Source organism: Vibrio sp. YT-19(2023) (genome assembly GCF_033337395.1).
The window spans coordinates 77,312-100,658 of sequence record NZ_JAWOQN010000020.1; the positions used below are offsets into that span (position 1 = coordinate 77,312).

Annotated in this window: 26 protein-coding genes and 2 tRNA genes; 8 read left to right on the top strand and 20 right to left on the bottom strand. The window is 43.7% G+C overall.

Annotated features, from left to right (window positions below):
• Positions 1–52: 52 nt before the first annotated feature.
• The 7 genes from R7E78_RS15770 to R7E78_RS15800 all read right to left on the bottom strand — a co-directional run bounded on the left by R7E78_RS15770 (position 53) and on the right by R7E78_RS15800 (position 8,832).
• Positions 53–1,849 carry an aminopeptidase P family protein gene (locus R7E78_RS15770; RefSeq protein ID WP_171344736.1) on the bottom strand — a complete coding sequence of 599 codons (1,797 nt, stop codon included), beginning with the start codon at positions 1,847–1,849 and terminating at the stop codon, positions 53–55.
• On the bottom strand, positions 1,849–2,841 hold the full coding sequence (locus R7E78_RS15775) for an ABC transporter ATP-binding protein (RefSeq protein WP_064353857.1): 993 nt from the start codon (positions 2,839–2,841) through the stop codon (positions 1,849–1,851). The genes R7E78_RS15770 and R7E78_RS15775 overlap by 1 nt, the downstream gene beginning before the upstream one ends.
• A 9-nt stretch (positions 2,842–2,850) precedes the next feature.
• On the bottom strand, positions 2,851–3,834 hold the full coding sequence (locus tag R7E78_RS15780) for an ABC transporter ATP-binding protein (RefSeq protein ID WP_225466654.1): 984 nt from the start codon (positions 3,832–3,834) through the stop codon (positions 2,851–2,853).
• Positions 3,835–3,844: 10 nt separating this feature from the next.
• Positions 3,845–4,777 (bottom strand): ABC transporter permease subunit, encoded by a 933-nt coding sequence (locus R7E78_RS15785; protein WP_005377839.1) that lies wholly within the window; start codon positions 4,775–4,777, stop codon positions 3,845–3,847.
• 9 nt (positions 4,778–4,786) lie between these two features.
• Entirely contained in the window at positions 4,787–5,707 is a 921-nt protein-coding gene (oppB, locus tag R7E78_RS15790) for an oligopeptide ABC transporter permease OppB (RefSeq protein ID WP_005377838.1), read from the bottom strand.
• A gap of 143 nt (positions 5,708–5,850) precedes the next feature.
• A complete protein-coding gene (locus R7E78_RS15795) occupies positions 5,851–7,461 on the bottom strand; it encodes a peptide ABC transporter substrate-binding protein (protein ID WP_054577897.1) in 1,611 nt (536 codons plus the stop codon).
• Between the two features lie 264 nt (positions 7,462–7,725).
• Positions 7,726–8,832, bottom strand: a complete 1,107-nt coding sequence (locus R7E78_RS15800; RefSeq protein ID WP_054577896.1) for a M20/M25/M40 family metallo-hydrolase — start codon at positions 8,830–8,832, stop codon at positions 7,726–7,728.
• Positions 8,833–9,371: 539 nt separating this feature from the next.
• On the opposite strand from R7E78_RS15800, the gene hppD reads away from it, so the two are divergent.
• From hppD to R7E78_RS15840, 8 genes are all read left to right on the top strand, one after another.
• The gene (gene hppD / locus R7E78_RS15805; protein WP_005377835.1) at positions 9,372–10,445 is read left to right on the top strand and encodes a 4-hydroxyphenylpyruvate dioxygenase; all 1,074 of its coding nucleotides are present in this window, start codon (positions 9,372–9,374) and stop codon (positions 10,443–10,445) included.
• The gene (locus R7E78_RS15810) at positions 10,438–11,568 is read left to right on the top strand and encodes a homogentisate 1,2-dioxygenase (RefSeq protein ID WP_213972310.1); all 1,131 of its coding nucleotides are present in this window, start codon (positions 10,438–10,440) and stop codon (positions 11,566–11,568) included. Before hppD ends, R7E78_RS15810 begins: the two co-directional genes overlap by 8 nt.
• Positions 11,569–11,577: 9 nt before the next feature.
• On the top strand, positions 11,578–12,615 hold the full coding sequence (locus tag R7E78_RS15815; protein WP_170897123.1) for a fumarylacetoacetate hydrolase family protein: 1,038 nt from the start codon (positions 11,578–11,580) through the stop codon (positions 12,613–12,615).
• Between the two features lie 21 nt (positions 12,616–12,636).
• Complete coding sequence (gene maiA, locus R7E78_RS15820) at positions 12,637–13,305, top strand: maleylacetoacetate isomerase (protein ID WP_005377832.1); 669 nt, start codon at positions 12,637–12,639, stop codon at positions 13,303–13,305.
• A 195-nt stretch (positions 13,306–13,500) separates the two neighbouring features.
• On the top strand, positions 13,501–14,160 hold the full coding sequence (locus R7E78_RS15825) for a DUF2726 domain-containing protein (protein WP_047100684.1): 660 nt from the start codon (positions 13,501–13,503) through the stop codon (positions 14,158–14,160).
• Positions 14,161–14,279: 119 nt separating this feature from the next.
• Positions 14,280–14,618 carry a hypothetical protein gene (locus R7E78_RS15830; RefSeq protein WP_005377830.1) on the top strand — a complete coding sequence of 113 codons (339 nt, stop codon included), beginning with the start codon at positions 14,280–14,282 and terminating at the stop codon, positions 14,616–14,618.
• Positions 14,619–14,797: 179 nt separating this feature from the next.
• Positions 14,798–14,874: transfer RNA gene (locus tag R7E78_RS15835), tRNA-Val, on the top strand.
• A 33-nt stretch (positions 14,875–14,907) separates the two neighbouring features.
• Positions 14,908–14,984, top strand: a tRNA-Val gene (locus R7E78_RS15840).
• A gap of 257 nt (positions 14,985–15,241) precedes the next feature.
• Here the strand turns inward: R7E78_RS15840 and R7E78_RS15845 are convergent.
• The 13 genes from R7E78_RS15845 to R7E78_RS15905 all read right to left on the bottom strand — a co-directional run bounded on the left by R7E78_RS15845 (position 15,242) and on the right by R7E78_RS15905 (position 23,229).
• Entirely contained in the window at positions 15,242–15,472 is a 231-nt protein-coding gene (locus tag R7E78_RS15845) for a hypothetical protein (RefSeq protein ID WP_017820907.1), read from the bottom strand.
• A 129-nt stretch (positions 15,473–15,601) separates the two neighbouring features.
• Positions 15,602–16,240 carry a DJ-1/PfpI family protein gene (locus tag R7E78_RS15850; RefSeq protein WP_047100683.1) on the bottom strand — a complete coding sequence of 213 codons (639 nt, stop codon included), beginning with the start codon at positions 16,238–16,240 and terminating at the stop codon, positions 15,602–15,604.
• Positions 16,241–16,405: 165 nt separating this feature from the next.
• Positions 16,406–16,804, bottom strand: a complete 399-nt coding sequence (locus R7E78_RS15855; protein ID WP_318058041.1) for a VOC family protein — start codon at positions 16,802–16,804, stop codon at positions 16,406–16,408.
• 205 nt (positions 16,805–17,009) lie between these two features.
• Positions 17,010–17,582: a hypothetical protein gene (locus R7E78_RS15860; RefSeq protein WP_235429158.1), complete on the bottom strand. Its 573-nt coding sequence runs from the start codon at positions 17,580–17,582 to the stop codon at positions 17,010–17,012.
• Positions 17,583–17,774: 192 nt separating this feature from the next.
• On the bottom strand, positions 17,775–18,224 hold the full coding sequence (locus R7E78_RS15865) for a nuclear transport factor 2 family protein (protein WP_047100681.1): 450 nt from the start codon (positions 18,222–18,224) through the stop codon (positions 17,775–17,777).
• Between the two features lie 163 nt (positions 18,225–18,387).
• Positions 18,388–18,777, bottom strand: coding sequence for a lysozyme inhibitor LprI family protein (locus R7E78_RS15870; RefSeq protein ID WP_017820912.1), 390 nt, complete (start codon positions 18,775–18,777; stop codon positions 18,388–18,390).
• A gap of 405 nt (positions 18,778–19,182) precedes the next feature.
• On the bottom strand, positions 19,183–19,434 hold the full coding sequence (locus R7E78_RS15875) for a TIGR03643 family protein (RefSeq protein WP_080960059.1): 252 nt from the start codon (positions 19,432–19,434) through the stop codon (positions 19,183–19,185).
• A gap of 98 nt (positions 19,435–19,532) precedes the next feature.
• Positions 19,533–20,033 (bottom strand): GNAT family N-acetyltransferase, encoded by a 501-nt coding sequence (locus R7E78_RS15880; protein WP_318058042.1) that lies wholly within the window; start codon positions 20,031–20,033, stop codon positions 19,533–19,535.
• A 149-nt stretch (positions 20,034–20,182) separates the two neighbouring features.
• Positions 20,183–20,563, bottom strand: coding sequence for a hypothetical protein (locus R7E78_RS15885; protein ID WP_047100679.1), 381 nt, complete (start codon positions 20,561–20,563; stop codon positions 20,183–20,185).
• 153 nt (positions 20,564–20,716) lie between these two features.
• A complete protein-coding gene (locus R7E78_RS15890; protein ID WP_017633973.1) occupies positions 20,717–21,121 on the bottom strand; it encodes a DUF1801 domain-containing protein in 405 nt (134 codons plus the stop codon).
• Positions 21,122–21,262: 141 nt separating this feature from the next.
• Complete coding sequence (locus R7E78_RS15895; RefSeq protein ID WP_047100678.1) at positions 21,263–21,595, bottom strand: YnfA family protein; 333 nt, start codon at positions 21,593–21,595, stop codon at positions 21,263–21,265.
• Between the two features lie 64 nt (positions 21,596–21,659).
• Entirely contained in the window at positions 21,660–22,127 is a 468-nt protein-coding gene (locus R7E78_RS15900; RefSeq protein ID WP_005385757.1) for an Sbal_3080 family lipoprotein, read from the bottom strand.
• Positions 22,128–22,545: 418 nt separating this feature from the next.
• On the bottom strand, positions 22,546–23,229 hold the full coding sequence (locus tag R7E78_RS15905) for a DUF4336 domain-containing protein (RefSeq protein ID WP_047100677.1): 684 nt from the start codon (positions 23,227–23,229) through the stop codon (positions 22,546–22,548).
• Positions 23,230–23,347 lie beyond the last annotated feature (118 nt).

Genomic DNA, 23,347 nt, shown 5'->3' on the forward strand with positions numbered 1-23,347 from the left:
CAAACAAGGAGTTTGAGATGAAAATGAAAACGTTATAAAGCTTGCTGATATCCTATTTCTCAATAAGTTGGGTTGTGCGTTGAAGCCAGTTTTTATCTTGCGTATCAAGAAAAGGGCTAAGTGCTTGATAGACTCGTGAATGGTAATGATTGAGCCAGTCTAGCTCTGCTTGATCTAGCATTGATAAATCAAGGGCGTTGGTCGCAATTGGAGCAAGAGTGATGGTCTCAAAACCGTAAAACGTGCCGAACTCATTTTGTTCTACTTCTACAACTTTAAGAATGTTCTCTATTCTTACTCCGTACTCACCTTCGCGATACACGCCTGGTTCATTAGTAATGACCATACCCGGTTTTAGCTCAACCTCGCGGTGGCTTTGCGAGAAATTTTGTGGGCCTTCATGAACATTCAAGCAAATGCCTACGCCGTGTCCAGTGCCGCACTTGTAATCAATACCATGTTGCCATAAGACGCCGCGCGCCATGATATCAAGATTGGCACCCGTAGAGCCTTTCATGAATCGAGTCTGAGTCAGTCGGATGACCGCTTTGAGCACCAAGGTATAATCTTTGCGCTGCTTAATGGTCGGTGACCCGAAGTGGAAAGTACGGGTGATGTCTGTTGTCCCGCCAAGGTATTGGCCACCAGAATCGACAAGAAAGAAGTTGCTTTCATTGACCGCCGCATTACTCTCTTCATCGGCGGCATAATGCATTTTTGCCCCGTGAGCTGCGAAGCCTGCGATAGTGCGGAAACTGTCACTCACATAATGTCGGGTTTGACGGCGATAGTGGTTCAGTTGTGCCTCAGCAGACAATTCTGTAACGAATCCGCTTGGAACTTGCTCTTCTAGCCAGTTCATAAACCTTACGATTGCCACACCATCATCTGTTAATGCCTGCTCTAGGCTGGTTAGTTCGGTCTCATTTTTTATGGCCTTCATTGCCGTTACAGGGCAAGCCATTGGTTTTAGATTCACATTCCGTTCAATCGAACTCACCAATAAGCTGTCTGTGTGGGTAGGGCTAAAAGCGAGCGATAATCCCTCACATTGCTGATTCAAATACTGACTTACGTAGCTGTAATGGCGAATGTGTACACTCTGCTCGGTCAGTGCTCTTTCAACTTCTTGAGGCAGTTTGGCTTTATCAATAAACAGTGTCGCAAGTGATTGCTCTACGATTAGATAGGCTTCAGAAACTGGGCAGTAATTAGTATCACCACCTCGAATATTCATTGTCCACATGACATCATCTAGCGTTGACACTAATAAGCTATCTACTTGGTTCTCGGATAACCAAGAACGGATTCTTGCTAACTTATTTTCTGTGTCAACGCCAGCAAAAGCGGTGGGATGCTCGAATACGGGTGTACTTGGGCGAAGTGGTCTTTCAAGCCAAATCGGTGCGAGTAAATCCAGGTCGAGAATGATCTTAATACTTTTCGCTTCAAAGGCATGTTTGAGGCCTTGATAAAAAGCGTAACTGATGGCGCGCCCGTCAACCGCGACAATACTGTTTTCTGGGAGCGTGGTAGCTAGCCATTTGGCAATTGTCGGCGTTTCTGGTTGTTTGGCTTTAAACAGTTCCAACCCTGTGCCGTGTAACTGTTCTTCAGCTTGAATATAGTAACGACCATCAGTCCACAGGCCACCACCTTGTTGGGTAATGACGACATCGCCTGCAGAACCGGTAAAACCTGAAATCCAGCTTCGCGCTAACCAATGATCCGCTGAGTATTCACTGTTATGTGGGTCATTGTTGGTCACGATATATGCAGACACGTTGTGAAAGGACATTGCCTCACGCAATAACGTAAGGCGTTGGTTTACTGAGTTAGTATTGTTCATTAAATGGTTCCTAAAGTCATATTTGAGCAATAGATATGATGCTGCTCCGAGCCTGTTTTTATTGGGTTCTGTTGCCCGCATACTTCTGTGGCTTCTGGGCATCGAGTACGAAAAACACAACCGCTAGGTGGGTTAAGTGGAGAAGGAAGATCGCCGGGCAATAGTTGTATTTCACGGTCACGTGCTAATTGCGGATTAGCTATCGGGACAGCAGATAACAGTGCTTTGGTGTAGGGGTGCTGTGCATCATCAAATACTTTATCGTAACGTCCTACTTCCATAGGTTTACCAAGATACATCACCATAACGCGGTCGCTGATATGGCGCACCACGCTTAAGTCATGCGCAATCATCACCAGTGTTAACCCCATTTCTTGTTTAAGATCATCTAGAAGATTGATGACCTGAGCTTGTATGGAGACATCTAGCGCACTAACGGGTTCATCACACACGACCAAATCTGGATTGAGAATTAATGCTCTGGCAATGCCCACACGCTGGCATTGACCTCCGGAAAATTCATGTGGATAGCGGTTTCGCTGGCTCGCCAAGAGACCCACTTTATCCATCATAGCGATGACACGCTTTTCTACCTCTGCCTGTTTAAGCTTTGGCTCGTGGGTGAGCAGTGGTTCGGCGATGCATTCTGAGATGGTTAATCTCGGATTCAAACAAGCGGATGGGTCTTGAAACACCATCTGAAATTCTCTGCGTCGAGAGGAAAGCTCTTTTTTACTAAACCCGAGCATGTCTTGACCTTTCCAAGTCAACTCGCCATGTGTAGGTTCAATTAAGCGAAGTAAGGCGCGTGCAAGTGTTGATTTTCCGCAGCCTGATTCCCCCACAATGCCAAGTGTCTCACCTCGGTAAACATCTAAGTCGATACCATTGACCGCTTTCACGATTTTACGTCGACTTGGAATAAGATGACGTGAAACAGGAAAGTGGACGTTTAAATCACGAGCAGACATGAGGACTTCTTTTTTATTCATAACGCCTCCTTAAGCTTTTATTTGAATAGGAGTGATAACACTGGGTGCGTTAACGTGACAGGCAATGGACTGGCTCGTGTTTAATGGAGAAAACCGTGGGGTTTCGTATTGGCAACGCGTCTCTCGATGCTCGCACCGCTCTCTAAACGGACACCCTTGATGGTTAATCAACGCACTTGGTGGGTTACCTGGGATGGTTGGTAAACGTGGCATATCTTCAGTGATAGAAGGAATTGCCTTTAGCAAGCCTTGAGTGTAGGGGTGCGCAGGTTGAGCGAACAATGTCTCCGTATCGGATTGCTCCATTTTTTGACCACCATACATGACCAATACGCGATCACACATCTCGGCGACGACGCCCATATCGTGAGTGATCAGTAAAATGGCCGTATTGAACTCTTGTTGTAAGTCTCGTAATAGCGTCAAAATTTGAGCCTGAACGGTTACATCTAATGCGGTGGTTGGTTCGTCTGCAATTAACAACTCGGGCTTACACAACAACGCCATCGCTATCATGATTCGCTGACGCATTCCGCCAGATAATTCGTGAGGGTATTGATTCATCCGAGTTTCGGGAGAGGGAATACGCACCGCATCCAACATGTGAATCGATTCAATTTTTGCTTGTTTTCGGCTCATTCCTTTATGAATCATGAGAACTTCACAAAGCTGCTTGCCAATTTTCATGAATGGATTAAGTGACGTCATCGGATCTTGAAAGATCATTCCGATTCTCTCTGCACGGATGCGGTTGAGCTGCTTTTTCGACATCGCGAGTAAATCATCACCGTGGAACATTGCGCTTCCAGACACGGCGCCGTTATCCGCGGTTAACCCCATTAATGCGAAAACAGACTGGCTTTTTCCCGAACCTGATTCCCCAACAATCCCAAGAGTTTCGCCCGCTTTAATCGAGTAGGAGAGATTACTGACCGCTTGCACTTGCCCATCTGGCGTATCGAAGCGAACGTTCATGTTTTCAATAGATAGCATGGGTTTGTCCTTATCGGTCTTTCGGGTCAAGAGCATCACGCAAGCCATCGCCGATGAAGTTAAAACAAAAGAGGGTGGCAACCAAAAACAGAGAGGGAAAAAGCAGCATCCACAATGCAACGTCAATCGTTTTTGCGCCTTCGGAAATTAGGATTCCCCAGCTCGTGTCGGGTGGTTGAACACCAAGCCCTAAGAAGCTCAAAAACGATTCGAACATAATGAATCCTGGTACCATTAAGGAGGAATAAACCATCACGATCCCAAGCACATTAGGCAGAACATGGCGTCGGACAATTGTCAATTTAGAAACCCCAATAGAGTGTGCGGCTTCGATGAACTCTCGCTTTTTTAGACCGAAGGTGACACCACGTACAACACGGGCAATGCCCAGCCAAGATACCATTCCGATCACGATAAAAATCAGGTAGATGTTGTTGCCAAAAAGGGTAACAAACAGGATAACCATAAACATAAATGGCACCGAATCGAGCACCTCAATAATGCGCATCATTACGCTATCGACAACGCCGCCAAGATAGCCGGAAATACTTCCCCAAATCGTACCAATAACAACGGCGACTAAGGCGCCAACAAAACCTACCAAAATAGAGAGCCTGCCACCTTGCATCGTGCGAGCGAAAACATCTTGCCCGAGATCATCGGTACCAAAGTAATGGCCACTGCTCAGTGAAGGTTTCCCTAGCTCGTATGGATCGATGAGCACTTCCCAGTCAATTTCATCATGGCCAAAAGCGGCAAGAGAGGGGCCGAAAGTGATGCATAAGGTAATGAAAGCCAAAACATACACTGATGTCATCGCGGCTCTGTTTTTACGAAATCGAGTCCATGCATCCTGCCAAAGACTGCGACCTTCGACGGCTTCAATATTGTCGACGACTTGATCTTGAAGAGCTTGTGTATCCAGTTTTTTTATCGTTAACATGCCGGACTCCTAAACGCGTATACGAGGGTCGATAATCGTATATAGCAAGTCGACCACAAGGTTAAAGAAGATAGTGAGTGAGGCGACAATCAGAGTAATGCCCATTACTAGGCCGTAGTCGCGGTTGAGAGCCCCAGACACAAAGTGTTGTCCCATGCCACCTGTACCAAAGAAAATGTCGATAATTACCGAGCCTGTCACGACAGACACAAACGCAGGGCCGAGCATCGCAACGACGGGAATCAGGGATGGTCGCAAAGCGTGATGGAATAAAATGTAGGTTGTGGACAAACCTTTGGCTTTTGCCGTTCGAATGTATGGTTGGTTGAGCGTTTCAATCATTGCGCCACGCATGACGCGTGCAATACTCGCAATGGAGCCAATCGCCAGGCTGAGCACGGGAAGAACAAGAAAAGCCAGCTTTCCTCCTTCCCAACCACCAGCAGGGAACCAGCCGAGCTGAATAGCGAAGATCATGACTAAAACTGGAGCAAGCACGAAAGCCGGAACTACAACTCCAGTCATCGAAAGTGTCATCAGGCCGTAATCTAGGCGGCTATTTCGGTTCAATGCCGCAATGGTGCCAAGCAACATGCCAAGTGGAACGGAAATACAAAAGGAGAGTACGCCTAATACTGCTGAAACTGGCCATGATTGTGCGACGAGCTGTGTAACACTGAAGTCTTGATAAACGAAGCTCGGACCGAGATCTCCTTGTATGAAATTACCAATGTAAATCCAAAACTGAGTAAGGAAGGGCTGGTCCAAATGGAATTTTGCTTCGATATTCGCACGTACCACCTCTGGCATAGGCCGTTCCATATCAAATGGCCCCCCTGGTGCAATGTGCATCAGCCAAAATGATACGAGTGCGATGAATAGAAGCGTGGGGATAGCGATAGCTAATCGCTTAACAATGTACCAAATCATGATCCATCATCCTTTGGTCATCCGAAATCACTTCGAACGGTTATGAATAAAAAATGGTCTGAGCTCAGGTTGCCTTCTCCACCGAGAGATATGAGGAACGGCAAATAAACATTGAACTTGCCGACTCAGACCGAAACATGCTTTTAGTGGGCTTTTACATAGACATTCTTGCGGTAGTACGACGACTCAGGGTTTGTCAGTTCGTAGCCGCCCACGTAAGGCTTGATGAGGTATTGATCGTTACCCGGACGATAAATAGGAATAATGGCCATGTCTTCAATCAGCATGCTTTCTGCTTGTAGATACAGTTCTGATGGGTTGCTCATGGTCTTTGAGCGAGCCATTAACTCGTCGTATTGCGGGTTGTTATAACGAGAATCGTTGTACTCGCCACTAGAAACGAAGATATCCAACCATGTAGAGGCTTCATTGTAGTCGGCCGTCCAGCCGCCGCGAGTAATGTCGGTCGGCTCTTTAAGTGCGTAGAACACTTTCGGTTCTAGCTGTTTTATCGTGACTTGCGCACCCAATCGGCTTTTCCACATGCCTGCCATGGTGGTTGCCATTTTTACGTCCATCGAGAAAGTTGGTACGGTAAAGGTTAACTTAAGCGGATTGCTTTTATCGTATCCAGCTTCTGACAGTAATTGCTGCGCTTTTTCGATACGTTTATGGCGGTTCCAAGTTGCGAACTCAGGAGTGTGAGATTTAAAACCATCTGTTTGAGGTGGCACAAGGGTATACATTGGAACCCCACCGTTTCTCAAAATAGCACTCGTTAACAGTTGACGGTCAATGGCATATGAGAGGGCTTTACGAACTCGCACGTCTTTTGTTGGTCCTTGTTGAGTGTTGAGGTAATAGAATGTGGAGCCAAGAGACGCACTGTTGCTTGCCACTTCTTGTGGGCGTTGTTGAATTAACTTTTTCTTCTGAGCGGCAGGAATGGAAACCGCTTGGTCTATCTCACCAGCTAGGTAGCGGTTTAGCACTACGTTTGCATCACCAATTGGTAGCCAGGTGACTTTTTCCAGCACTACATTGCTTGCGTCCCAATAATGTGGATTTTTAACCATCACCAGTTTTTCGTTAACTTTCCATTCAGAGACAGTAAACGCACCATTTGTAACGATATGCTCAGGCTGGGTCCAACGGTTGCCATGTTTTTCAATGGTCGCTTTATGAACGGGGGCAAGCACTGGATGACTTAATAGTTTCGTAAAGAAGGGAATAGGCTCTTCGAGTGTTACCTGGAACGTTTTTTCATCCAGCGCCTTCACGCCCAAGGACTCGGGTGCGGCGTCGCCTTTCATAATGGCTTGCGAGTTTTCGATATTTGGAATGGCCGCAAACCAAGCGTAGGGTGAAGCAGTGCTTGGATTCAGTAAGCGTTGCCAGCTGTAGACAAAATCTTGTGCAGTGACTGTTTCGCCATTTGACCATTTTGCATCACGTAAGTGGAAGGTATAAACCGTATTGTTGTCATTGACTGACCAAGACTCAGCAACACCAGGAATGGTTTTACCTTGCTTATCTTGAATGACCAGACCTTCAAACAGGTCTCGACCAAGATTAAAAGCGGGCTCTGCGGCTTGCTTGGCTGGGTCAATAGAAGTAACTTCAGCCCCATTGTTTAGCGTAATTTCTTGTGTCTCATCGAGGGTCACACCTACGGGATACGGCGCGGCATAGCTTGATGTTGCCAGTATTGGACTCATCATCGACGCTAATAAAAGCAACTTAGGTAATTTCATCCTTGTCTCACTCTTTTCATCCTGAAAGATGCCAAAAATGTATATTGTATAAATTGTCTACACAATCGAGTTTTAACATTACTGTAACAGGGTGTCAGGTGTTGAGCTGTCGGGTCTCAAAAAGTGAGCTAGGGGAATTTCTTTGAAGATCTGATATCAAGTTGGCATGACGGGAAGTAATTTTGCTTCGATACAAATTAAAATCCCCTTCAAGCACAGGCTAGAAGGGGAAGATAGTCAGTCTGCTCTTCAAAAGGCACGACGTTAACTGACTAGGAAATGTTTCACGAACTCAGTGATTTTGACCATATCACTTACCGCGATAAACTCTTCTGTCGTGTGTACTTTTGCCATGCCAGTTGAAAGGTTGACCGTTGTGAGACCTTTCTTGTTAAAGTTATTGGCATCGCTACCGCCGCCAGTGCCTTTTGTGAAGGCGTCAATTCCCAACTCTGAAAACGCTGTTTTTATAGCGTTTACGTGTGGGTGGTTTTCTTCAATAACAAAAGCGTCGTAGGCTCGGCTAGATTCAATTTCGACTTCTGCACCGTGTTTTTTACAGACAGACTCTAATGTTGAGATCATATGATTGACCTGAGCATCTAGTTTATCGCCATTCAGGGAGCGTGCTTCTGCCACGATTTTTAATTCAGGCATAACAATGTTTGTGGCCTGACCGCCGTTAACTATACCGATGTTGGCTGTCGTTTCTTCGTCGATGCGAAGTAGCTTCATTTGGTTGATGGCATCTGCCGCCACCATGATCGCACTGATGCCTTCTTCTGGCGCAAGCCCTGCGTGTGCTGGTCGGCCTTTGATTTTTGCCATGATCTTTTGCTGGCCTGGGGCTGCGGTCACAATGGTGCCAATAGGGCCACCTGTGTCTAACACGATTGCTTCCGTTGAAGTGACGTGTGACATATCGAAGTATTGTGAACCGAATAAACCGCCTTCTTCATACACGGTGAAAGCAAGTTCTAACGTTTTGTGCTCACGGTTTTCCGCTTGAATACAACGAACGGCTTCCATGATGGCAGCAATACCAGATTTATCATCGCCACCAAGAATCGTATTGCCTTTTGAACGGATAACGCCGTCTTCGATGATTGGCTCAATGCCAATACCTGGAGTGACCGTATCCATATGACAGCTCATTAGAATAGAGCCGTCTTTTTTGCCGTCTAAACGGGCGTACACGTTAAAACCGTTAGAAATGTGCTCAGGTACTGGAAGTTTGCGTACGGTAAAGCCTAGCTCGCCTAGCTGTTCTGCCAGTGTTTCTGCAATTTGTTTTTCGTTTTTTGATTCGCTGTCGATACGTACTAGTTGGCAAAAGTGTTCAACTAAGCGTTCTTGATTGATGTGTGTCATTAGATGTCTCTTTTTCTGATCGAGCGTGAAGCCTTGTGGCTCGGCTCGATAGGGAACAGAGCACCACTTATGGCACAGTTACTTTTGAATAAAACTGAGGTGAATCAATAAAGGGGTATCCATGACACGATTCTGACCGATGAGCCTTTCGAACTGTATGAAGCGTCACGAAACATTACTTTTGATGTTTTGTAGGACCAAATGAATGAAGCAGATAGAAATAGGGGGCAATAGGCTTTCTATCCCTCTTTTACTTTTTGAGCTACGTTGCCAAGATAAAATGCCAAAGTAACAACTTGTTTACATTTTTCATGTTGGCGTAAAGCCGAAAATATCAATCTAATGTATTGAAAATAAGCAATTTGTTTGATTTTTGCGAAAGTGGATTCGATGCGCCTTCTGTGTGTAACATATATTTTACAATTATGCGTAAAAGTCGCCAAGATAAAGATTTCTCCCCACGTATTCCAATTTCTCAAGACCTGCGCCAAGTTAGACAAATAAGTCCAAACAAAAGCTACTGAGACAAGGAGAAAGTCATGGTTGATGCATATAACCCACTAGGAACAGACGGATTTGAGTTTGTTGAATATACCGCTGCAGACAACAAAGGCATTCAACAGCTTAAAGATCTGTTTATATCGTTAGGTTTTGCGGAGATTGCAAAGCATCGCTCAAAAGAAGCGTGGTTATATCGACAAGGTGACATTAGCTTTATTGTGAATGCGCAGCCGCATAGCCAAGCTGAGGGATTCGCCAAAGTTCACGGTCCGTCGGTTTGTGGCATGGCATTTCGTGTGAAAGACGCCACCGTTGCTCTGGCGCATGCGTTAGAGAATGGCGGTAAAGAATATAAAACGGAAATTGGGCCGATGGAGCTAAGCATTCCTGCTATTTATGGCATCGGTGAAAGCTTGCTTTATTTTGTCGACCGTTATGGAAAGCAGAGTATTTATGATGTCGATTTTCGTTTTTATGATGATGCTGATGAGCGTTTATCAAAAGCGAATGTTGGTCTTTACGAAATCGACCACTTAACGCACAACGTTAAGCAAGGCAACATGGATGTCTGGTCTGGTTTCTATGAGCGCATTGGTAACTTCCGCGAAATTCGTTATTTCGATATCGAAGGTAAGCTGACTGGTCTTGTCAGCCGTGCGATGACCGCACCTTGCGGCAAGATCCGAATTCCTATCAATGAGTCGTCAGATGATAAATCACAGATTGAAGAGTTTATCCGTGAATACAATGGCGAAGGTATTCAACACATCGCATTGACCACAGACGACATCTACGAAACGGTCAAAACCTTGCGTGAGCGAGGCATGGACTTTATGCCAACGCCAGATACTTATTACGAGAAAGTCGATCAGCGTGTTGAAGGCCACGGTGAAGATGTAAGCAAGCTTCGTGATTTGCAGATTCTTATTGATGGTGCGCCAACGAAAGATGGCATCTTGCTACAAATCTTTACTCAAACCGTTATCGGCCCTGTGTTCTTCGAAATCATCCAACGTAAAGGCAATGAAGGCTTTGGCGAGGGTAACTTCAAAGCGTTGTTTGAATCGATAGAAGAAGACCAAATTCGCCGAGGAGTATTGAGCGATGCATAAATGGATCACATTCCCTCATCGGGAGGGAGTCTGCTCTAAACAAGCACATGCTGACTTCCCGGAAGAGGCAATTTATGAACGTGAGGCAGGTCGAAGTGGCTTCTTCGGCCCCGCAACACATTTTCATCATCAACATGCCCCAACGGGGTGGTCTGAGTGGGAGGGCGAGCTACGTCCACGAGCGTTCGATTTTAATCTAGTGGAGAAAGTCAGCCATATTACCCCGTGGGCAGTCCCGCATCTATTACACAACGCGAATTGTAAAGTTCGTGTTTGGCGTATGGATGAAAAAATGGATTTCTTGGTGAGAAACGCTGATGGCGACGAACTGCTATTCATCCACCAAGGTACGGCAGATCTCTACTGTGATTATGGTCATTTGAAAGTGAGCGAAGGGGATTATGTCATGATCCCTCGCTCAACGAGCTGGCGTTTAGAGCCAAGCGAGCCGATGTTCATTCTGATGATCGAAAACACCGATGCGGCTTATACATTGCCCGAAAAAGGCATGGTTGGAAACCACGCGGTGTTTGATCCGGCGGTTTTAGAAACGCCGTCGATCAACGATCAGTTCCGTGCTCAATATTCTGAGAATCAAACACAGGTTCAGGTGAAACGCCACGATAAAGTCAGTGTTATCACTTACCCATTCAACCCGCTGGATGCGATTGGCTGGCATGGTGATTTGGCGGTAGTAAAAGTGAACTGGCGTGATATTCGTCCACTTATGTCACATCGTTACCATTTACCGCCTTCTGCACATACTACATTTGTAGGAGCAGGATTTGTGGTGTGTACCTTCGTTCCTCGTCCAATTGAAAGTGATCCTGGAGCGCTCAAAGTACCGTTCTACCACAACAATGACGATTATGACGAAGTCTTGTTCTACCATGCAGGTGATTTCTTCAGCCGTGACAACATTGAAGCAGGTATGGTGACATTCCATCCAGCAGGATTTACACATGGCCCTCACCCGAAAGCATTCAAAGCAGGGCGAGAGCACAAGAAGACTTTCACCGACGAAGTTGCGGTCATGATCGATACGCGTCACGCACTTCAGTTTGCGGATGAGCTGGAAAAAGTAGAAAACAAAGAATACGTCTATAGCTGGCAAGAGAAGTAAGAGGCAAGGATGAAATTAGCAACCAAGAAAAATGGCACTCGTGACGGTTTGTTGATGGTCGTGAGCAAAGACTTAACGCGCTGCGTACCTGCGACAGAAATTTTCCACCCCATGAACTTAGCTCCGACGATGCAGGTGGCGCTTGATAACTGGGATACGCTAGCACCACAACTGGAAGAGCTATACGTTGCACTGAACAATGGCACGGTTGCAGGGTATGAAGAGTTTGAAGCGCACTACTGTGAGTCGCCGCTTCCTCGCGCTTATCAGTGGGCTGATGGCAGTGCTTACGTAAACCACGTTGAGTTGGTTCGAAAAGCTCGCGGCGCTGAAATGCCAGAGAGTTTTTGGACGGATCCGTTGATGTACCAAGGAGGCTCTGATGCCTTTATTGGTCCTTGTGACAACATCGAGTTTGCGAGTGATGAATGGGGTATTGATTTCGAAGGTGAAGTTGCTGTGGTAACTGGTGACGTACCAATGGGCGCGAGTGTTGCAGAGGCTCAGGAGTCGATTCGTTTGATCATGCTGGTGAATGATGTCTCACTACGTGGCCTAATTCCGGCAGAGTTAGCTAAAGGGTTTGGTTTTTTCCAATCTAAACCTTCTTCTGCGTTTTCTCCTGTGGCAGTAACACCTGACGAACTCGGCGAAGCGTGGTACGAAAGCAAAGTGCATTTACCATTGCTCTCGACCTACAACCACAAGCCGTTTGGTCGCCCAAATGCGGGTATCGATATGACGTTTGATTTTGCAGACTTAATTGTTCATGCGACTAAAACGCGCCCGCTATCTGCTGGGGCAATTATAGGTTCTGGCACGGTATCTAATAAGCAAGGCACCGAACATGGCACTTCGATTGAGGAGGGTGGTGTTGGTTATTCATGTATCGCGGAAGTTCGCATGATTGAAACCATTCGTGATGGTAAGCCGTCGACTAACTTTATGTCGTTTGGAGATTCAATCAGATTGGAAATGTTCGATGCGGATGGCAACAACATATTCGGTTCGATTGACCAACAAGTTAGCCAATATCTCAAGCACTAATAGTGCTGGTTGGGAGACGATATGAGCGATAGCATGATTTTATACGGATACTGGCGATCATCGGCGGCGTATCGTGTGCGTATTTGCTTGAATCTTAAAGAGTTATCGTATGATTCAAAATCGGTACACTTGGTGCGCAATGGTGGCGAACAACATAGTGACGAGTACCATGAGTTAAACGCTTCTGAACTGGTTCCTTTGCTGGTGGATGGGGAGGTTCAGTTAACCCAGTCACTGGCGATCATTCAATACTTAGAAGAACACTACCCGGATGTCACTGTGATCCCCGAGCAAACGCCGCTTCGATACCAAGCGCTAGCTTTGGCTCAGGATATTGCAATGGAGATTCATCCCCTGAATAACTTGAGAGTTCTACAGTATTTAGAGGGGGAGTTAGCTTGCGAGCCAGAGCGCAAAGTCGCTTGGATTCATCACTGGATCCACAAAGGTTTTACAGCATTAGAAGAGAAACTTCAGAAGCATCGTAAACTAAATGGTGATTGCAAGTTTAGCCTGACAAGCTCGCCATCTATTGTCGATATTTGTCTGGTACCACAATTTTATAACGCACAACGCTTTGGTGTAGATACCTCTCTTTATCCAACCATTAACGCTGTTGTGCAGTCATGCAATCAACTGCCCGCTTTTATTGATGCGATGCCAGAGAATCAGCCAGACGCTAATAGTTGATTCTTAGCATACATAATGTATTAACAAAATTTAAACGAGCCAATCCAAGTGTGTGATTGGCTTGTTTTTATTGGTGAGCAAAATTTTCTGTTTCTCGCTATCGTCGTGGCGCCTCAAAATTGCGAGGTTTTGTTGCTCTGCATAACATTTCCATTTACGCTTTGAGCAACGAGTTGTTTTGGATGCACTTTATTTATGACCAACATTTTTATCATTGTTGTTCTTCTGGTTTTATTCTTCTTTGTTATTCAAAAGTACGTGATTAAGCACGATGACACGCGTGATTATCCTTATCGCTCGAAAGGCCCTCTGCTCAGAGGTCAAGAGGGTGCGTTCTATAATGCGTTAAGAGCTGCGGTCGGGGAGCATGCCGTAGTATTCGCGAAAGTAAACATGTCCAGTTTGGTTACGCCAAAAGAAATCAAAAATAAGAAGCAGTTTTTTGTCGCGAACAATCGTATATCTCGAAGCTATTTTGATTACGTTATTTGTGACCCAAGGACACTAGAGCCGCGCGTTATCGTTGAATTGGATAATGGGCAGGAGCTAAACAAGGGTAAGATAGAAAGACAAAAGTTATTGATTCATGTTTGTAAGACGGCCAACCTGCCTTTAATTGGCGCCTCGGTAAAGCACAGTTATCAAGTTGGGCGATTACGTCGTTTGCTTGCGGCACACATTGATTTGATTGAGCCTGATAAAGAAGTGCGCTTTTGCAAAAAATGCGGCAGTCCGATGATCATTAAAACCGCAAGCCAAGGTGAGTTCAAAGGGAGACGTTTCTTTACTTGTAGCCGTCAGCCGAATTGTACATACACCGAAAATTATAACGTTGTGTTTGAGGCGGACGACTAAACACGACAATTAACCTGCAGAAATAAGGGGCTTTGATTAGAGATGATCAAAGCCTTTTTTGTATCTGTCCTCAAGGCAAGACCTATACTTTGAAAAAGAGTGCAGAATAGGGCAGCCATATGCGATACGGATGGATTTTGTCAGCATTGTTCATCGCATCTAATGTTAGTGCGATACCTAATTTGAAACCACTGGAGTGTGAATTGACAGAGACACCCCAAGATCATTTCTTGTTTTACCGAGAGCAAATGGTTTACCACAGTGAGCAGTTTGTCATATTTCAAAACTTCAAAGGCAGGGTGAGCACTCAAGTGGACGTCAAAACAGGAGAGTTGATTCGTACAACCTATATCGGCGAACCATTTAAACCTAAATATCAGATTTTGTTCGGCACTTGCCCTAAGGTATCGCAAACCTTACAGATTTGGATGCTCAGTGAAGTGCCTTACGACAATTAAGTGAGATAATAAAAGTTATATAGATCACACTTTTAAACCCTGCAGGCTCAGTCCTTGTCGATAAAATCATCTGAAAACGCGTGTTGAGTTTACATTTTCGCCAAACGGTTCAAAGTTGGTAAATTTGTGCTTGCACCGTCGTTCGCTTATAGCTAATATCCTCGTCGTTCCAGAGAAATGCGTCCGTAGCTCAGCTGGTTAGAGTATCGCCTTGACATGGCGGGGGTCGGTGGTTCGAGTCCACTCGGACGCACCATTCTGAATTGAATGGTTAGGAACATAAAAATTTGGGTCCGTAGCTCAGTTGGTTAGAGTACTACCTTGACATGGTAGGGGTCGGCGATTCGAGTTCGCCCGGACCCACCAAATTTTAAAAAAGCCCACCTTTTGGTGGGCTTTTTTGTGTCTGTAATTCATTGATACTCAAGTAAAACTACTTCTTTTCTTGTCCCTTGTTTTTGCTCTGCTTTAGCCCCTTGTCAGAGATAAAAGCGCACTACTTGATCCGCAACACAACCTCAAACCCTAAATGCAATGCATAAGGTGCATACGCTTCAAACCCACTAGAGCCGTCTATAAATCATGTTGCGTGCCACTAGCCGTGGCATTAGAGACACTGACTATTAATCTAAATTATCTGGCGTGTGAAGATTGGTGCCGCATATTGTACATTTGTAGTCACCAGTCGCTTCGCCTTCCATTAATGAGCTAATTATTGCTGCAAATAGACCTGAGAAGAAACCTTTAGCTTTTTTCTCGGTCTTTTCCTGCGCTTTAGAGAAGCTTTCGTACCGATGTAGCGTTACTTCTTTACAATTACAGCAAAACGCTCTTGTCTCTTCAGAACCGTACATTTTTACCAATTGATTTACTCCCTGTAAGTTAATTTCCCCAAGTGGCGTTATGTTCAAGGGTAAGTCACACAAGACTGATGTGTGACTTACCCTAAACACTAAAACTAACGTAATGTAAAACACCACATGTTATGAATGATTATTTAACGCCTTGTTATCCGAGCTTGCTAACTCTGCTGATTGAATAGTTGTGGCAATAAGCTCTTCAAATAGAGCTAATTGCCCAGCAGGTATCAATTGATTTTGTATAGCTTTTCGTTTGTTTGAGTCAAATAGCCGCTCTGTTAACCAACCAATTAGATACATCAGTGAAAGACAGCCACCAGCCGTCGCTACATTACCGTCTATCACGAGAGGCAGATCCTGAACATCTCCTCCCATACTTTGTAGAACGTCCTTTGCATCTGGGTTTGTTGTTAATCGCTTGCCTTTTAGTAAACCGAGTTCATGGAGGATGAATGATCCCGCACAAATCGAACCTATTAGCTGCCTATTTGGATCAAGATTCAACGCCGACATAAATTCAGCATCTTTTAAAGCGGCTGGAATACCCCGTTTGCCGCTTGTAATAAGAACGACATCTTGATTCGTCACCTCAGAAAGGTGTCCGTCTGTTTTAACTTTCATACCGAGGTGGGAATGATGTTCAGATTTAGTTCCAAGTATACTTACTGTCCAACTGTCGGTTGTGCGCCCCAGCAAGTCATACATAAGAAAGAAATCGACATCCGTGAAATCATCAAATAAAACAACGCCGATTTTATACATAACATTTATCCTTTTGGACTTACTCGTAAGTCGCAAAATCTGTAGTAGGAGGGGAGGGGCATTCGATACACAAGCTTCTGCTAAGCACCTTAAATACCAAAGGCGGTGCAAACTAACAATGCCATGTGTACCAAATCCCTATTATAAAACTTTGTTATGTTTGTTTTATGAGCCCGCCCAGAAAAACTCAACCCTAATACCACTTGGGTCGTAACACATTAAATGTTTTGCGGGTCCTGTTTTAACAAGCTCGGGACCAAACTCAATTTCGATTCCCGACGCCATAAATTGATCACGCAACTCATAGAGTTGCTTCTCAGTCTCTACGAGTAAAGCTAAGTGATGCAAACCAATATTCGTTTTTCTGTCAAATGGAGTGGCGGCATCAGCCTTAGCCGCCCATAGTGTAAGCATGATATGCCCATCACACACAAATATTGCCGGGTAGTCTGGATTTCTTTTTACTTCACTCCAACCTAATTGTTCAGTGAAAAACTTCGCGCTTGCTTCTAGGTTAGATACGGTTAAACCTACGTGGTGTATGCCTTTTGTTAACACAGTCACTTTGTTTCCTTACTCGTTTTAATGGCTATCAAACAAAGATAACTCGATAAAAAGTAAGCATCAATACACATATATTGATTAACTTCGTCAATCTATTCGAATACGGTAATCCAACTGGAAACATAACATTGTAAACAAGAAACCCAATCTTGAACTAAAAATTAAACTTAGAGTTCATTCTTAAGTCCTGTATTAATCAAATACATTAATAGCCATAATATTTAAGCCAGCCTATAGGGCATATCATTCCATTAAAGGTTTGAATGTTCTTATTCAAGCTAACGTCTTCCAATTTGTAACAGTGAACAACATTACTAGTCGAAGTAGATGCTGGTGTTGAATACGTCACAGGTTTAGAAGCGTTTGCTTTATGTATTTCATGTGCTCGCTGTTGGTCTATCGCCACTTGATTCTTATGATTGTTAACTTCTCGCAATCCAGATTCTAGGGATAGGTGCCAATCCTTACATGTTGTTCCTAAACCATCATTCTGAGACTGATATTCTGATAACGCTACACGAGCTTCATTTACCGACTGATCGATATCGGACTGATCGACTAGCCAAGTAGAAAAAGAATAGTTAATGGCCTCTCGATAGTTTACCGATTGCTCTAAGCTATAAGCATCGGAATGAAAACAGGCCTCTACCACTGCCCATTGAGTCGATAGGTTTGATAATACGTTTTCAGGTATAGGCTGTAGCTGGCTTTGCGTAGACTGGCAACCGGCTAGAAGAAAAGGGACAGGGAGTAGTTTTAGAAAAAATTTTTGGTTCATTTTAATCTTAAAATTAATGCAATCTTTTTCATTATCATAATACAGGACGATTGAAGAAAGTAGCATTTCTATCAGTAAGGGAATGTGGCTAACGCACTGATAAGGTGTGAGTAAAGCGATATCAAAGCCCTCAACACACCTTAACTACGAATACTACCGCATAACAAAGATGCTATGCGGTAACGGTAGTATTCAGGCTTGAACAGTTTGTCGCACGTTGTTCTCGCCTGCCAGCACGGAAATTCTCTCAAAATCTCGACTCGGGAAGTCAGGATCTACGTACACAAACATACGACTTATCATTTTTCCTTCAAACTCAAATACACTACAAAAACGCCCTGTGGAAACTTTGTTGTCCGGCCAAGAGGTACCATCACTCATTACGCCGCCTTCCTGTCCTTCAACAATGACCTTGTTTCCAGCAGTCGTTATTTGAAAGCCGTCTATGTCGTGCCAGATATTAATCAACGAGCTACCAATCCTATTGCCAAACTCCACTAAGGCACTCTTTCCTTTCGCTTGCCCAAATTTAGGAAAGAAAAAATCAACATCCTCTGAGAATAGATCCAGATAGCTAGGATCACCGGCATCTATTTTCTCGAAATACTTAACTACTAGCCCAACTAAATCGTCTTTTTCCATAATTATTTCACACCCATATTAGCTTTACGCACAACGCAGAGTTAAATAGTAAGCGGAGCGACCACTCAACCTGAACGTTTGCATCTTAAACACCGAGTACATTTAAACTGAAATTGCCAAGAGTTGCGAATCTTATTGAAGTGCTTTGTTAGATGTAATCCGTTTAGCCTACGTATACACCATTGAAGTATTCGACGCGTTCTAACGTCATTCTTAACTTACATTCTTCAATCTGGACACCTTGCCAGGGTGAGGGCGTGGAAGACAGGCCCGTAAACTCACATTCGGCGTCTCTGTATTTTAGCCAAGCTCTTTGGGCCTTTCGAAATGGCTCTACCAGTTCGGTCTGAGACCATGTTTCCCTTAGTGCTTTTTCTTCCTCACCTATTCTAGCGATTGCTTCCTTGTAACTTTCGTTAAGCTCTTTATCTGCAGATTCCATTTTCTTTTCTACACACTGATAACCAGCCATAACGCCACCGCCTTTTACTTTGCAGGGATCTTCAACATCATCAGAGGCCAAGCAAGGTAAAGAAACCAACGCAAATATCATAAGTAATTTGTTCAAAATTGCCTCCAAGCTCCGAGTGCTTGTTAAACCGTTATCAGCTATTTTTCCTTTTTAATCATGCAGCTTTTTGCCTGTGCCTTCAAAGATAAAATAGAAGGTTAGTGATTCTAGTGCCTAAACAGAAGGTAAAAGAAGATTGATACACGGGTTAAATGACGCCTTAATCTGAGTTATTTTTAGTGGGCGTTTTGTATCAATTTTTTCTGTGGAATCATTAGTTTGATGGCGTCTGAGGATGTTAAGATGACTCCCATTGAATTTATTATCGCCCTGAAACACCTAGGTTGAATTAAGTGGTGACTATTCCCCTCCAATCATGGAGTTGATTCAAAGGTAGGGCGATAAATGTTGCGATTCGTAATAAAAATTTATGCCAAGTGCAGTTCGCTATCGCGGCTTATATTGAGTTGGGCAATAACCTCTAATGATGTCTGAGTTTCGTAGCTTGTTGTGTTTTGTATTGCGCCCCGAAACCCTTTTACGCCACAATTTAAAGCTACTTGATTTGAGCCGGCTACGCATAAACTGAATCACGTCGGATTCATTCAAACCAAATTGAAATTCGATAGCCTCATATGGGGTGCGGTCTTCCCATGCCATTTCTATTATTCTTGACTCAGTTTCCGAGGTCAGTTTCATTTCAAATAACCTATTTTAGAAAAGAGAATTCTACGACGGAAATTGAGTCTTGGTTCAAATGTTCTTATATGCGTGCTTAGTGTTTAGCGACTTAACACCTACAAAAACTTCTCAATGAGGACTTCGTCTACGTATCTCCCACGAACTTTTGCATGCTTCTTCGCGGTCCCTACGATTTCAAAGCCTTGTTTGAGATAGGCTGATAACGCTCGCTCATTATCGCTGCGAACGTACGCAAATAGTTTTTCGTAACCCTTTTGTTTGGCTACTTCGAATGTCGATTTGAAAAGCTGTTTAGACACACCTTGGCCACGAGCACCGTCACTAACAAACGTACCAATTATGCCAACATGGTCAAAAGCTTTTGTATATTGTGCAAAGGGCTCGATATTTTGGAAACCAATGACTTGTGAGCTATTTTCGGATAAAGCGACTGTAAACACGCCCCGTTCTGGGAAATGAGTAATGAACTCTTTTTCTTCTTCAGGTGTGAAAGGCGTATCTAATACAGTGTATAAACCTTCAATATTGATGGGATTGAGGACGTTTGTAATGCCTTCAGCATCACCTAAAGTTACCTGACGTACAATTAAATTCATGCCACTTAGCTCCTATTAAATTTAGGGCTGTTTTGTACATGAGTTGGAGACTTGCAGCAACAAGTAACGTCATTAAGTCGTAAAGAATATACCTATTACACTTAAACGGCGGTTAATAGTGCTGATTGTTATTTGGTATTTCTGATATATCACTTTTTAAGTGACGGCTTAACTTCTACAGAATATTTCCACATCACGACCCCGTTTTCTACAAGATCATAACTCGCGCTTTGACCCTCGGAGTTGAGTACAAATACCGGCATTTCCATCCTTGACGTAGCGCCATCTCGGTTGCATGACATGGTAGCTTCAAGCTGTATGCTATTTTTGCTCGGTTCTGAAAGGGTTCCTAAGTACGCGCAGCCGTCGACAAAACTGGTTTTGCTTTTTCCTTTAGAGGATATTTCAAAAGTCGGAAAAATGAATGTTGATTGAGGCTCTGTTACTACCACATTGACTTGATAGTTCGTCGCTGAAAAAGCATTGAAATGAGCTCCAAGCATAAGTAAGAACAAGATTTTTGATTTCATAAACTCTTCTTTATTTCGATATTACTAGTTTGGTAACGGCGCTATTAACGTGACCACTTAATCTAAAACTTTACTGCGTAAGCATTAAAAAGGATACAAAGGTAGAGTAGTTGAATATGGTTAATCGGCCGTAAATAGTTTTATTAAGCGATCTTACATACCTAAAAGAGGTAAGTTCTTTCGCTTTTGATAGGTTAATGCTAATTCTAAACAGGTCTTGATTGAAGCTTCTGGCAAAGGAGCGGATAAAGATAGAATTATTGCTCGATTACCCTGAAACTCAAGTGAGTCACTATACAGTTCGCGGAATGTGTCGACGAGCTTAGTTTGGCAATTAAAGAACAGATAATAACGACTAGGCGTTTTCTGTTTCCAATCCATCCTTACCGGGCTACCTGTTTTCACACTGTAGCTTGGCTCTCCCCATTTTAGAGATTCTTCAACTTCCCCCAGTTTTAATTCAGAAGCGATAGTTAAGACGATATTTCGTAGCTCTTCTATCCGAATACGCACATGTTTTGGATACTCATCAAATCTTGCCTTCACTGCATGGTTCATTGGTATCTCCTATAAATAGCGCTGTTTTGGGGTGAAGCCCAAGCATACTTTGGCTATGTAGCAATTACGTCATAATGTTATTAATCAATAAATCTAGCACATAGCCAAAATACTAAGCGTAAGGGTTTCCCTCGGTTACGTTTAGGATGCTCTGGGTGAAAACATGATGATTGACATGCCAAGCATAGCGACAGAAACCCCCACTATGTCCCAGAGCGTTGGTTGAACGCCGTCGATACACCACAACCATAGAATTGCGACAAAAATATAGACACCACCGTAAGCGGCATAAACTCTGCCAGTTGCGGTAGGATGTAAAGATAGAAGCCAAGCAAACATAGCAAGGCATAGCGCTGCTGGTACCAAAAGCCAAACTGACTTATCTTCCTTTAACCAGAGATAAGGTAAGTAGCAGCCTAATATTTCTGCAATGGCGGTTATAAAGAAAAGCCCAATGGTTTTGACTTCAGTCACTTAAACATTCCTATCTTTCTCTACAAATATATGATGCTTGTTAAATGGGCAATTGTTCGGCTCATTACATTTCGCCCAGCTTAATCTTGGATTGAGCCTCACTCACGGTTTGTTTACCGAATAACAGATCCATCATCGAAATGATTCGTTTGTTGTCTTTACCCCATTTATCTGGATTCGCGCTGTTTGGTGCTTTAAATTCAACTTGTCCTACTTTTTCGTTATTTTTGTAGGCTTTGATCTGAGCATCAGCGATAAATGTTCTAAAATCCCAGCTCCAGCGTGATACGTAAGTAAGTGTCAGCTCAGAGCTAACAGGAGGCGTGCCGTCGCTTACGACTGTGCATTTATGGGCGGTATCCAAACACCAGTCTTGCATCGAATCTAAGAAAACATCTCGCGTGGCGTTGTCTTTTACGATGGTGATTTCCTTGCTCTGATTTTCTTTCGAGATTGTTTCTACCGTATACTTTGGTGCCGCACATGCAGCTAATAGAATAGGCAAGCTTAGAATGATGAGTTTTTTGTGCATCTTATGTCTCTTTTTTTTAAATTTATATATTCAAACAACTTCAAGATACTGAGTTCAACGAGAATAACTAACAAGCATGGCAACTGTTATTAACAAAACCTTTAGAGTAGAAGGGTTTGTTTCGGGAGTATGCCAATGTCTCGATGCAAAATAATTAGTAAGAGATTGCTATTGCGTTACGTTAACTCTTGAACTTATGTCCGTATCAATGTCCAGAATTCTTCGCATTGAAGTTTTTGAAGTGCAATTCTAACGGAATTTTAAATTGCTGCATAATGCTCAATTAAGAGGAATAGGGGAGCTTATCGTTAAACATAACGTGTAGTGCTGTAAATTCGTCCCTAAGACTAAGCTAAAAGGGCCTAATGTTTTAAAATAGCTTCTTGTCTATTCTGTTGAGTGAGTTTTCAATGTTGTCTCATACTAGCCACTTAAAAGAGCGCTGTAAGAACTCGTCTGCATTATCAAGGACGATTTCACCGTGAGCCATAACCAATATATTAGGTTTCCAAGACAGCAATTTATTTAAGTGTTTTCGAGCCTCTTGTTTGCTAAACATAAAACTTAGGCGCCAATCCAAAGGCATTTTTCCATTCGGAGCAAGAATACCGGCCCCTTTAGCCACAAACCGCTGCCAGTAGTTAAAGTCCTGGCCAGAAAAATTCTCGACGAGGTCAGTAACAATTAAGGTCTTTGAAAGTCGATGATAAAACACACACTCTTCCATTAATGGAGAGCCAGAAAATAGTTCTTGTTCAATCTCAGAGTTCCAAGCATTACCGCCTTGGTTAAGTGAAGCGTGAAAGTGTATATCACGGCACTTCTTAATGACTTCATTTGTGCCATAAACTTCTGCGCTAGGATAGGCAGATACCCATTCAGATAAGAACAAGTGGTGTAAATGATTAGGAGCGATTAAGTATTTCACTTGGCCTAGATTGTTGATTTGCTCTCTAATCGAATTTGATAACTTAATTGGACTATGAATCCAAAGGCCACCATCAGAAAGCCTAACAATAGTCATACGAGTGGTGTATGGGAGTCCTAAAAATTGGACGGGATCTCCGTCAAATATCCATATCTCATGGGCTAGCTTTTTCATGTCTCTCCAACCGTTAACACTGTATTAAGGCGGCATTTAAGTGGCTTTGTTGCGTAATTCGATGGAACTAAATCAAGAAACTACGATCTGAGCGGCTACGCCCATCAATCGTCGTAGC